9 protein-coding genes are annotated in these 12,633 nt (G+C 33.8%); 5 read left to right on the forward strand and 4 right to left on the reverse strand.

What is annotated here, in order from left to right:
• Positions 1–40 precede the first annotated feature (40 nt).
• From QGM60_RS05560 to panC, 4 genes are read right to left on the reverse strand one after another with little or no spacing between them, the layout of a single operon-like run.
• Positions 41–1,189 carry an alpha/beta hydrolase-fold protein gene (locus QGM60_RS05560; protein WP_281139233.1) on the reverse strand — a complete coding sequence of 383 codons (1,149 nt, stop codon included), beginning with the start codon at positions 1,187–1,189 and terminating at the stop codon, positions 41–43.
• A 43-nt stretch (positions 1,190–1,232) separates the two neighbouring features.
• Complete coding sequence (locus QGM60_RS05565; protein WP_348634889.1) at positions 1,233–2,150, reverse strand: lysylphosphatidylglycerol synthase transmembrane domain-containing protein; 918 nt, start codon at positions 2,148–2,150, stop codon at positions 1,233–1,235.
• A gap of 46 nt (positions 2,151–2,196) precedes the next feature.
• Positions 2,197–2,547 (reverse strand): aspartate 1-decarboxylase, encoded by a 351-nt coding sequence (gene panD, locus QGM60_RS05570; RefSeq protein WP_281139235.1) that lies wholly within the window; start codon positions 2,545–2,547, stop codon positions 2,197–2,199.
• A 13-nt stretch (positions 2,548–2,560) separates the two neighbouring features.
• Complete coding sequence (gene panC / locus QGM60_RS05575) at positions 2,561–3,412, reverse strand: pantoate--beta-alanine ligase (protein WP_281139236.1); 852 nt, start codon at positions 3,410–3,412, stop codon at positions 2,561–2,563.
• 111 nt (positions 3,413–3,523) lie between these two features.
• Here panC and QGM60_RS05580 point away from each other — a divergent pair, with 111 nt between their 5' ends.
• From QGM60_RS05580 to QGM60_RS05600, 5 genes are all read left to right on the forward strand, one after another.
• The gene (locus QGM60_RS05580; protein WP_281139237.1) at positions 3,524–4,336 is read left to right on the forward strand and encodes a glycogen/starch synthase; all 813 of its coding nucleotides are present in this window, start codon (positions 3,524–3,526) and stop codon (positions 4,334–4,336) included.
• Positions 4,337–4,344: 8 nt separating this feature from the next.
• Positions 4,345–6,069 carry a DUF4270 domain-containing protein gene (locus tag QGM60_RS05585; protein WP_281139238.1) on the forward strand — a complete coding sequence of 575 codons (1,725 nt, stop codon included), beginning with the start codon at positions 4,345–4,347 and terminating at the stop codon, positions 6,067–6,069.
• 13 nt (positions 6,070–6,082) lie between these two features.
• A complete protein-coding gene (gene glmS, locus QGM60_RS05590) occupies positions 6,083–7,930 on the forward strand; it encodes a glutamine--fructose-6-phosphate transaminase (isomerizing) (protein WP_281139239.1) in 1,848 nt (615 codons plus the stop codon).
• Between the two features lie 172 nt (positions 7,931–8,102).
• Positions 8,103–10,874, forward strand: coding sequence for a TonB-dependent receptor (locus tag QGM60_RS05595; protein WP_281139240.1), 2,772 nt, complete (start codon positions 8,103–8,105; stop codon positions 10,872–10,874).
• A 22-nt stretch (positions 10,875–10,896) separates the two neighbouring features.
• Complete coding sequence (locus QGM60_RS05600; RefSeq protein ID WP_281139241.1) at positions 10,897–12,600, forward strand: G-D-S-L family lipolytic protein; 1,704 nt, start codon at positions 10,897–10,899, stop codon at positions 12,598–12,600.
• Positions 12,601–12,633: the final 33 nt, after the last annotated feature.

Consider the following 12,633-nt stretch of genomic DNA (forward strand, 5'->3'; position numbering starts at 1 on the left):
AAATATCGTTAAATTATATATTTTTTTCGACGAAATGCATTTAGTCGTTCATTCCTTCTTGCAAATCGTAAACTTTTTCAAGCATTAATTCTTTGTCTATGTATTGTGAAGGCTGTAAAAGTAGACCTGCTTTATATCTTAACAAAGCCTTTTTTGAATTTCCAATTTTTTCATAGTACATACCTGAATAGTATGCGCTTAACATTGAATCGGGAAATTCTTTATTGATTAATTTTGATAAATTTTCCAATGCATCTAAATCATCTTTCTTTAAACAGGCTGTTGAAATAGCTCTTATATCATTTTCTATCAACTCTTTCTCAAAACCATAAAAACGCTCAATCTTCTCATATTTAGTAATTAAGTAATCGTAAGGTGAGCCTTCATAAGTAAGAATTTCTTCATCATATTCTTTACGATCTATAGGTTTATAAAGTTCAAAAATTTCATTTAAAGATTTAGGAATACCTCTCCCAACTAAAGAATAATGATTACCATCTTGAAACTCCTCAAACTTATAATGTAAGTTTTTGTTTTCAACACCTTTAAAAAGAGAGTCTGCTTCAACTATAGAGGATCTTAAATCCTTTACATCAGCATCTGCAGTTGCCATATAGTAAAACGTTTCTTCTTTTAAAATTGATAATCTTTGTTGCAACCTACTTACCATTTCGGGAGCAAAATCTGGACTAAGCGCTACATATGCTCTAAATAAAGGATTATCTTTAAAGAGGTAATAATTTATAAAATTTGCGCTAAGATCGTGCCCAAATATCACACGGAAACTTGAAGCTTGATAGTTGTCTTCAACATACGGTATTAACTCTGCAGCAATAAATTCATAAAAATTTGCGCCTGTATCTTTAGGAAAATAATTATCATCACTGTAATAAAAATCTTCATTCCTAGTATCATTTTGATTGACACCAACAACTATACAATCAGGAATATCACCCCAATAAGCTTGGTAATCTATGTTTCCACCTACTGGCTCAAATAAATAGTCACCATCTAAAACCACAATTAAAGGATACTTTCGTTCACTTTCTGGATTGTAGTTTCTTGGAAGTTGAATTTTAAGCTCACGATCACCGCCAAGCTTATTAGAATTTATTGTTTTATAAATTGTCTGAGCTTCAAGCCCCAAAGCAACAAAACAAAAGATAAAAAGCGTGTATAAATTCTTCATATTGATGGTCAACTGATTAATTAAAGCAAGTTAAAAAATATTTCTATAACGTCGCTTTCTTTCTGTTATAGATAGGAAGAAAAATTAATGATAGACCACCAATAATAATTATTGTTAGTGTTTGGGACGACCACATTATCCAACCATAAGCTCTACTAGGTTCTTCTGCAATACCAAATATTGCAAAGGCAATAACAACTGCTTCGGGAAAAGAACCTATACCTCCATTAGTTGCTGCGATACTGAAACTTGCTAAAATGAACCCGATTAAAACAGCTTGTATAGAAATATTCTGAAGTTCTGGCAGTGCAAAAGTAGTTACATAGAACATTAAAACATACATAATCCAAATGAACAGTGTATGAAAAATAAAAGCCCATTTTCTTTTCATTTTAAAAATACTCATGGCACCCTCAACCAAACCTGACACAAAGTCTTTAATCTTTATTGCTATTGCAGATTCACTCTTTTTTATAAATAATAATAGACCAAAACCCAAAGCTAAGAGTATAATACCTCCGATAATCAGAGTCGGTATATTGAATTTGTCTATAAAAAAATTATATATGAATTCGAACTCTAAAAAGAAGGCTAAAGCAACTATAAGCATTAGCATTATGGCATCAGCTACACGTTCGGCCACAATAGTACCAAAACCTTTTTGAAAAGGTATATTTTCATAATTACTTAAAATTGTAGCTCTAGCGATCTCACCTGCTCTGGGAATAGTGAAATTGATAAGGTATGCCGAATACACAGCCATAATACTATTAGGCAACTTGGGTTTATAACCTAAAGGCTCTGCCATGTATAGCCACCTATAAGCTCTTGAAAGATGACTAAGTATACCAAACACAATTCCGATACCTATCCATTTATAATCAGCTAATTTAAAATACTGAATTAATGTAGATAACGTAATTTTTGATAAAGAATACCAGACCAAAGCAATACCTAAAATTAAAGGCAATGCTATTTTTAGGATTGATTTCGCCCGACTCAATATTTTATTTTAGAAGGTTGTTTGATTCGTCTGGAAAAACTAAAGAAGGCTTAAAAGTTTTAGCTTCTTCAATATCCATAAAAGCATAAGTGATAAGAATTAAAACATCACCCACTGCTACTTTTCTAGCTGCCGCACCATTTAAGGTTATTTCACCACTGTTTCGTGGACCAGGTATACAATAGGTTTCTAAACGTTCACCATTGTTATTATTTACAATCTGAACTTTTTCACCCTGAATGATATTTGCAGCGTCCATAAGATCTTCATCAATAGTAATACTGCCTATATAGTTAAGGTCTGCTCCTGTACACTTTACACGATGAATCTTTGATTTTACTACTTGAATTTGCATGAGGCAAAGATAATTAATTTAAAGCGATATTATCTATAAGTCTTATATCGCCTGCATATACCGCAATAAATGCTCTATATGTTTTGTTTTTTGATTTTCTTTTTACTGGTTTTAAGGTTGTTACATCTGCAATTGTAAAATATTCCAACTCTAAAAGTGGTTCTTTTTGAAATTGCTTTTCAACCCATTCCGCAACTTTTTTAGCACTTTTTGTGCCAAACTTTGCTTTGGCAGTTTTTAGGATTTTAAAGATAAGAGGAGCAACATTTCTATGTGCTTTAGTCAGTCTTTTATTTCTAGAACTCATGGCTAATCCGTCAGAGGCTCTACTGATGTTACAGCCAACGATATTTACAGGTAACTTGTGTAACTCAACAAGTTTTCTAATAATTTGTAACTGCTGAAAATCTTTCTCTCCAAAATAAGCTTTCTGAGGCTCTACAATTTCAAACAGTCGTTTAACCACTGTACCAACACCGTCAAAGTGACCGTCTCTATAAGCACCCTCCATTTCATTCTCAAGGCCATCAAACTTGAAAGACTGTGACTCTACATGATCTCCGTAAATATCTTCTACAGTTGGCGCATAAACCACAATCCTATCTTCACTTACAGTTTTAAGTAAATCGACATCGGTTTTGAGAGTTCTCGGATATTTTACCAAGTCTTCTTGATTATCAAACTGGGTTGGATTAACAAAAATGCTCACCACAACGATATCATTTTCGTCTAATCCTCTATTTACCAAAGACAAATGCCCTTGGTGCAGAGCACCCATGGTTGGGACAAATCCTACAGACTTATTTACGCCTTTTAGAGTGTTTAAATGACGTGATAATTCTGTTTTATTTTGAAATTGTTTCAATGTAATAACAAAAAATTAACGCGTGCAAACATAATATTTTACTGGCAAACTGCACAAATTTTTGTAATTTTGCATGTTTTTACTATTAATTTTCAAAAAGCAGCAGATTTTATGAAAGATAAACGAATATTGTATGTGTCCTCGGAAGTTGTTCCATATTTACCAGAAACAGAGATCTCTTCAATGTCATTTGAAGCTCCAAGAATGGTGAACAAACAAGGAGGGCAGATTCGAATATTTATGCCTCGCTTTGGAAATATTAATGAAAGAAGACATCAGCTACACGAAGTAATTAGACTTTCTGGTATTAACCTTGTGATTAATGACTTAGACATGCCTTTGATTATTAAGGTAGCTTCTATTCCTAAAGAACGCATTCAGGTTTATTTCATTGATAATGAAGAATATTTCAAAAGAAAAGCAACCTTAACCGATGAAAACGGGGCACTTTTCCCAGACAATGATGAGCGCGCTATATTCTTTGCTAAAGGTGTTATTGAAACCGTGAAAAAACTCAACTGGGCACCCGACATTATTCATGTCAATGGCTGGCTAGCTTCTTTATTACCTTTATACTTAAAAGAATACTACAAAACCGAACCTTTGTTCACTGAAAGTAAAATTGTTACCTCTGTATACAATCAAAGTTTCGATGGCACGTTAGATAAAGACATGCTTAAAAAAATAAGTTTTGATGGTTTAGATGAAGAGATGACAAAACCCTTAGAAAAGCCAGATTATGTGAATTTAATGAAAGTTGCTATAGATAATTCAGATGCTATCATAAGAGGTTCAGAACATTTACCAGACGAACTAGACACTTATTTAAATGATTTAAATAAACCAGTATTAGACTACTTTTCTATTGAAGAATTTGCTGATCCTTATACTGATTTTTATAATAATGCTGTACTTAACAGTTAATACTATTTATGAGAAATAAAAAAATTGCCCTACAGTTTATCGCTCTTGGCTTACTTATATCAAGTTTTATAGCTTGTGACAAAGACTTTTCAAATATAGAATCGGATATCATTAATAGTGACAATGCTACAAACTTTGATATTCTATCACTAAAAGAAAATTACCCTGAATTTTCTGAAGTTATTGCGTATACAGATGTGGTTGGACCAGTACAAACCAATAATGGCTCTGGAATTAATACGTTAGGAATATATGATGACGTTTATGGCAGAACCACAGCTAGCTTTGTCACTCAGTTAACTACCAGTTCATTTGATCCAGATTTTGGAGGTGATGATTTTCAGCAAATAGATTCTGTAGTTCTTAGATTACCTTATTACAGCCTTGTTACAGATGTAGATGATGATGGTAACGTAACTTATGAGATTGATTCAGTTATAGGCAGAGACAATATCAGATTGAGAATCTTTGAAAATGAATATTTTATTAGAGATTTTGACCCTGCAGCAGATTTTGATGAAAGTCAAGCTTACTATTCTGATATGACTGCTAGTGGTAGCGAGTCCGTTTCACCACTAGAAGGTGAAGAATTAAGCTTCGTTAAGTTTAACCGTACTACAGACCAATTTGAAATAATAAGCAATGAAGTTGAAATAAGTGAGGATGGTCATGTTCTTAAAGAAGAAAATGAAGATGGCGAGCTAGAAATTTCTGAAAGGCTTTCACCTGGAATAAGAGTTTTATTGGATCGTACATACTGGCAAAATAAAATAATAAATCGAGAAGGAGATGCCGTTCTTAGCAGCCAAAATAACTTTTCAGATTATTTTAGAGGACTTTATTTTAAGGCCGAACCAGTAAATGATGATGGCAGTTTCTTAATTCTAAATACAGCAAGCCAAAATGCAAATATAACTATCTATTATAAAAGGTTAACTGCTTCAACAACTGACGATGTTGAAGCTACAGAGCAAGGAACTTTTGTTTTAAGATTTGGTCCTAATCGAATAAATTTTATTGAGAATGATTTTTCTAACATTCCCCTTACAGATGGCAATTCAAATGAAGGTGATAGCCGATTGTACCTGAAAGGTGGCCCTGGATCTGTTGCTAAAATCAAACTTTTTGATGGTGAAAATGTTGATGATATTCCTGAAATGAACAACTTTGAAACATTTAAAAATCTTTTTGTAGAAACTGATGAAGGTGGTAAGTTTGTAAAGTCCAAAAGGCTAGTTAACGAAGCTAACTTAGTTTTTTACGTTGATGATGAAACTCTTAACAGTAATTCAGAAGACCCAAACAACGAGCCAAACCGCATTTTTGTGTACGACGTAGATAATAAAACACCTTTGTTCGATTATTCATTGGATGTTACAAATTCCACACTACCTTCATTTTCAAAATATAACCATCTTGGTCCATTACAAAGAGATGAAACAACAGAAAGAGGTATTAAATACAAAGTAAAAATCACTGATCATATTAATAATTTATTGATTAATGACTCAACAAATGTTGAGCTTGGTTTAGCTGTTTCATTAAATGTTAATTTAGAAGGCAACTTTTTACAACCAAAAGAAAAAAATACTGATAATGATCAATTATCTATACCTATAAGTTCTATCTTAAGTCCAAGAGGTACTATTTTGTATGGTAGTAATACCGAATCGCAAAACGAAGATAAAAAAGTGTATTTAGAAATATATTATACAGAACCAAACGAATATTAAATAATCAAAAATTATGTGTGGTATTGTCGGTTATATAGGACATCGTGAGGCTTATCCTATAATAATAAAAGGACTACAAAGATTAGAATATCGCGGATATGATAGTGCTGGTATAGCCTTATTTGACGGTAACAATATAAAACTATCTAAAACTAAAGGAAAGGTTTCTGACCTTAAAGAAAAGTTAGAGAAAGAAATTCCAACCGACGGTACATTAGGTATTGGACACACAAGATGGGCGACACATGGTGTTCCTAACGATGTAAACTCACACCCTCATTATTCTAATTCTGGAGATTTAGTAATTATTCACAATGGAATTATTGAAAACTATGATGCTCTTAAAAAGGAATTAATAAAGCGTGGTTACAAGTTCAAATCAGACACAGATACTGAGGTATTAGTCAACCTTATTGAAGACGTAAAGAAAAATGAAGATATTAAACTTGGTAAAGCAGTTCAGGTTGCATTAAACCAAGTTGTAGGTGCCTACGCTATTGCGGTTTTTGATAAAAACAAACCAAACGAAATTGTAGTTGCAAGGCTGGGCAGTCCTCTGGCTATTGGAATTGGAGAAGATGAATTTTTCATTGCAAGTGATGCATCACCTTTTATTGAATATACCAAAAATGCCATTTATTTAGAAGATGAAGAAATGGCTATTATCCGAAGAGGAAAAGAGGTAAAAGTTAGAAAAATAAAAAGTGATAGCCTTGTAGACCCATATATGCAAGAACTACAGCTTAACTTAGAACAAATTGAAAAGGGTGGCTATGACCACTTTATGCTCAAAGAAATTTACGAGCAACCTAGTGCTATTTTAGATACCTTTAGAGGTCGCTTGTTAAGTAATGAAGCCATTATAAAAATGGCTGGTGTTGAAGACAACATGAAAAAGTTTCTCGCTGCAGAACGTATTATAGTTGTAGCTTGTGGAACGTCTTGGCACGCAGGACTGGTTGCAGAATACATATTTGAAGATTTAGCTCGCATACCCGTAGAAGTAGAATACGCCTCAGAATTCAGATATAGAAACCCAGTTATTACAGAAAAAGACATCGTAATTGCAATTTCTCAATCTGGAGAAACAGCAGATACTTTAGCAGCTATAAAATTGGCTAAATCTAAAGGAGCATTTGTTTTTGGCGTTTGTAATGTAGTAGGTTCATCTATTGCTAGAGAAACAGATGCTGGTGCGTATACTCATGCTGGACCAGAAATCGGTGTAGCTTCAACAAAGGCTTTTACAACTCAAATAACAGTTTTAACTTTAATGGCTTTGCGTTTAGCAAGAGCTAAAGGCACCATTACAAGTTCAGAATTTAGACATCATTTAATAGAACTTGAAACTATACCTGGTAAAGTAGAAGAAGCATTAAAATCTGATGCTTATGTACAAACGATTTCCGACATCTATAAAAATGCGACAAATTTTTTGTATTTAGGTCGTGGATTTAATTTCCCTGTAGCTTTAGAAGGTGCATTAAAATTAAAAGAGATTTCCTATATACATGCTGAAGGCTATCCTGCAGCTGAAATGAAACACGGTCCTATTGCATTGATAGACGAACAAATGCCTGTTGTAGTAATTGCTACCAAAAAAGGACATTATGAAAAAGTTGTAAGTAATATTCAGGAGATAAAATCACGCAAAGGTAAAATCATAGGAATTGTTACCAAAGGTGATACAAGTGTAAAAGAATTAGCAGACCATGTCATCGAAGTTCCTGAAACATTAGAATGTCTTTCTCCATTATTAACAACGATACCTTTACAGCTACTATCTTATCATATTGCTGTGATGTTGGGTAAAAATGTGGATCAACCTAGAAATCTAGCTAAGTCTGTGACTGTTGAGTAACATTTCCTGTTATTAAAATTATATTTTAAAGCCTTAAAATTGAACTATTCACAATTTTAAGGCTTAATTTTTTAAAAAAAGTGCTATGCATGCATAATTTTTTGAGAAATTCTTATTGAAATTTCATATATTTAATTAAATTGCTCACTAATAAATTAACTAATACTCTAACATGAAAACAATCTTAACGTTTTTTACAATGCTTTTTTGCGTGGTATCTTTTGCTCAAACCACAATTAAAGGTAAAATTTCTGATAATACTGGGCTACCCTTACCTGGTGCAAATATTGTAGTAGTTGGTACATCATCTGGTACTATTTCAGATTTTGATGGAAACTATACTTTGACCGTGGATCAAGATCCACCGTTTTCAATTCGTATAAGTTATACAGGCTTTGAAGCTCAAACAATTGAAATAACAAGCAATAATCAAACTGTAGATGTTACTCTTGCAGAAGGTAACGAACTTGATGAAGTTGTTATCTCTGCTTCAAGAACTCCTGAACGTATTTTTGAATCACCTGTTACTGTTGAGCGTTTTGGTCTAAAAGAAATTAAAAACACGGCTTCAGTAGATTTCTACGATGGTTTAGAAAATCTTAAAGGTGTAGACATTAACACAAACAGTTTAACTTTTAAGTCTATTAATACAAGAGGTTTCGCGACTTTTGCCAATACACGATTTATGCAATTAGTAGACGGCATGGATAACTCTGCTCCTGCTCTTAACTTCCCATTAGGAAACTTATTGGGTATGACAGAAACTGATGTGCATAGCGTAGAGCTTTTACCAGGTGCTTCTTCTGCACTATATGGGGCAAATGCCTTCAATGGAATTTTATTTATGAGAAGTAAAAGCCCTTTTGATCATACAGGAATAAGCGGTTATGTGAAAAGAGGTATCACCTCTCAAGAAGCTGCTGGAGACAATGATTATACCGATTTAGGTATAAGAATGGCTTATAAATTCAGTGACAAATTTGCTGCAAAAGTTAATTTTGGTTATTTAAAAGGAACGGATTGGGCTGCTGTTAGTGAAGAAGACAAACTAAACAGAGGACTTACAAGAGCCGATACAGATTATGATGGTATCAATGTATATGGTGATGAAGTTAGCACTAATATAAGATCTGCTTCTGGTTTGGGAATTATTCCTGATGTAGAAGTAAGTCGTACAGGATACAACGAAAGAGACTTAACAAACTATAATGCTGAAAGTATTAAAGCAGATTGGGGATTATATTTCCGTCCGTGGGCTAATGATTTTGAAATTCAATATGTAGGTAAAGTTGGTTCTGGTAATACCATTTACCAAGGTGCTAACCGTTATAACCTTAAAAATTTCTTCTTACAACAACATAAAATAGAAATTAGAAACGATAACTTCTTTGTTAGGGGTTATGTTACCGAAGATAAAGCTGGTGATTCTTACGACATGGTATTCACTGGTATAAATATTAACAGAGCTTGGAAGAGTGATGCTGACTGGTTTGGAGATTATATTTCAACATTTGCTGGTTTAACACTTTCGCAACCTACGTTATCTGATGAACAAAAGCATGCACAATCTAGAGCTGTTGCTGATACAGGAAGATTAATTCCAGGAACACCTGAATTCCAGAGAACATTTGAACAGGTTACAAATGATCCTGATTTAGGTTCTGGTTCTAGATTTCAGGATAATTCTAAAATCTATCACGCTGATGCTAATTATAACTTTGGTGATATGATTGAATTTGCTGAAGTACAAGTTGGTGGTTCTTACAGAAGATATAAGTTAAACTCTTTTGGTACTATTTATACTGATACTGACGGACCAATCAACTACTCAGAAGTTGGTGTTTACACACAATTACAAAGATCATTGGAATTATCTGAGAATGTAGACTTAAAATTAACTGGATCTCTTCGTTATGACAAATCAGAACTTTTTGACGGTTTCTTCTCACCAAGATTATCTGCTGGTTTTACAATAAATGAAGATCATAACATTAGAGCCTCTTTCCAAACAGGATTCAGAAACCCAACCACTCAAGATCTTTATATTGGTTTAGATGTTGGTAGAGCAATATTAATTGGTGGTGCTTTTGACAACCCAGAAAGAGATATTAGAAATTATGATTTAAGTGCCGTTGGATCTGCAATTACAGGTCAGAATAATATAAACTTTGATGGTACTGGTGCTTATAATAACTCATTCTTTGCCTCTTCCGTTCAAGATTTTGGAGCCACAGGGAATCCTGCAGCATTAGAAATAGCAAATTCTAATTATGCAAAACCAGAACAAGTAAGCTCTATTGAATTAGGCTATCGTGGTAAAATAAATGACTTCATTATTGATGCTTCAGCATACTATAATACCTACCAAGATTTCTTAGCTAACGAAACAGTTATTGCACCTTTTTATGGTGATGTACAATTAACACAAACAACGACAGGTGGTACACCTTTAGCAGTGGCAGCAATAGCTAATGGAGATTATCAAGTATACCAGACTTACACAAATTCAGATGAAACCGTAAACTCTTATGGTGCTGCTGTTCAAGTCTCTACTAAAGTATTTAACGGTTTCGATTTAAGTGCCAACTACACTTATGCTAAATTAGACTTTGACGTAAAAGCGAATCCTGATTTTAGAACAAACTTCAACACACCAGAGCACAAAGTAAAGGCGTCTTTTGGTAAAACTGAATTATTCAAAAACTTTGGCTTTAATGTGGCTTGGAGATGGAGTGACAATTATTTCTGGGAAGCTTCTTTCGGTGATGGTGATGTACCAGCATATCATGTGTTGGATGCTCAAATTAGTTATCAAGTTCCAAGTATTAAATCAACTTTCAAAGCAGGAGCAACTAACTTGCTACAAGACGAGTACTTTACAGCATTTGGTACTGGTTTAATAGGTTCTCAATACTACTTATCTTGGACAATCAACAATTTATAATAACGGAAAAGAAAAATATAAAATGAAGACAATAAAATATATAGCTTTATCATTACTAACCTTAGGAATGATGAGTTGCGAGAATGAGCTCGTAGACGATTTAAGAGATAGAAATAGTGAAGACCCAATAATTAATGAAGAATTTACACAAGGTATTGCAGATTTTTCAAACTATATAGCCATTGGGAATTCGCTTACAGCTGGGTATACTGACAATGCCTTATATAGAATTTCTCAAGAGAATTCTACACCAGCAATATTGGCACAACAATTCGCAACTCTAGCCAACGGTGGTGACTTTAACCAACCTCTTACAAATGACAATATTGGTGGATTGTTATATGGAGGCACACCTATTGCTTCTCCAAGATTATATGTATATGTAGACCCTGATTCTAACGAAGACAGCTGTCCTTATCCAAACCCAGATAGAACAGGACCATCAATTTTAGGTGTATCCCCTGAAGATCCAAACTCAAATCCTATAGCTCCAACTACAGACATTATTATGAATAACCCAACTGGGCCTTTTAATAACTTAGGAGTCCCTGGAGCAAAAAGTTTTCATCTATTAGCTCCTGGGTATGGTGATCCATCTGGCGTTCTAGCAGGTACAGCGAATCCTTACTTTGTGAGAATGGCTTCAAATCCTTCTACTACGGTACTAGCTGATGCAGTTGCTCAAAATCCAACTTTTTTCTCATTATGGATTGGAAATAATGATGTTTTAGGATACGCACTTTCTGGTGGTGAAAGTAACACAGCATCATCAGATTATAATCCTATTACAGACACAGCTACTTTTACAACTGCTTATAATACTATAGTAAATACTTTAGTTGGAACTGGTGCAGATGGAATCATTGGAAACATTCCCAATATTACATCAATACCTCATTTTACGACAGTCCCTTACGCTCCTCTAGATCCTTGTAATCCTGATTTTGCGCCTCAAATACCTTTATTAAATTCAATTTTTGGGGCTTTAAATCCAATTTTCTCAGCAGTTGACCCAAGTAGAGCTATAGTATTCTCTGAAACAGAAGCTAGTCCTGTTATTATAAGAGATGAAAGCTTAGCTGATATTTCATCTATAATAACTGCTCAATTAAATGCCAGTCCAACATTCCCTGCATTTATTGCTCAATTTGGGTTACCTGCCTCAGCAGCACCGTTAGCAGCAAACTTATTAGGTGCAACTTATGGACAGTCCAGACAAGCTACAGAAGAAGATTTACTTGTATTACCAAGTTCAAATGTAATTGGAACTATTAACACTTCAAATGTTACTGCGTTAGTGGGACAAGGATTACCACAAGCATTGGCTGCCCAATTTTCAGTAGAAGGAATTAGTCTTCCTCTGGCAGATAAATGGGTTTTAATTCCATCTGAACAAAATGAAATTAGTACTGCTATAGATAGCTTCAATACAATAATAGAATCTGCTGCTTCAGCAAACGGTTTTGCATTTTTAGATGCCAATACTTTATTGGATCAATTATCAACAACAGGAATAACATCTAGTGGATACATACTAACATCAGATTTAGTCACTGGAGGTGCATTTTCTCTTGATGGCGTACACCCAAATTCTAGAGGTTACGCACTAATTGCAAATGAAATGTTAAAAGCTATTGATCTAGCTTATGGATCAAATTTCAAAAACTCAGGGAACTTAGTCGATATTTCAAATTACAGCACTACATACTCCCCTACATTACAATAAAAACTAATTCTATATATTTTAAAAAGTGTGTTC

It is taken from the genome of Winogradskyella sp. SYSU M77433, assembly GCF_029911945.1.
Taxonomy (GTDB): domain Bacteria; phylum Bacteroidota; class Bacteroidia; order Flavobacteriales; family Flavobacteriaceae; genus Winogradskyella.

Bases quoted from the DNA above. Each gene is read 5' to 3' on its own strand.
- panD (WP_281139235.1), bottom strand. From the start codon at position 2,547: ATGCAAATTCAAGTAGTAAAATCAAAGATTCATCGTGTAAAGTGTACA.
- glmS (WP_281139239.1), top strand. From the start codon at position 6,083: ATGTGTGGTATTGTCGGTTATATAGGACATCGTGAGGCTTATCCTATA.
- QGM60_RS05580 (WP_281139237.1), top strand. From the start codon at position 3,524: ATGAAAGATAAACGAATATTGTATGTGTCCTCGGAAGTTGTTCCATAT.
- QGM60_RS05600 (WP_281139241.1), top strand. From the start codon at position 10,897: ATGAAGACAATAAAATATATAGCTTTATCATTACTAACCTTAGGAATG.
- QGM60_RS05560 (WP_281139233.1), bottom strand. From the start codon at position 1,189: ATGAAGAATTTATACACGCTTTTTATCTTTTGTTTTGTTGCTTTGGGG.
- QGM60_RS05585 (WP_281139238.1), top strand. From the start codon at position 4,345: ATGAGAAATAAAAAAATTGCCCTACAGTTTATCGCTCTTGGCTTACTT.
- QGM60_RS05595 (WP_281139240.1), top strand. From the start codon at position 8,103: ATGAAAACAATCTTAACGTTTTTTACAATGCTTTTTTGCGTGGTATCT.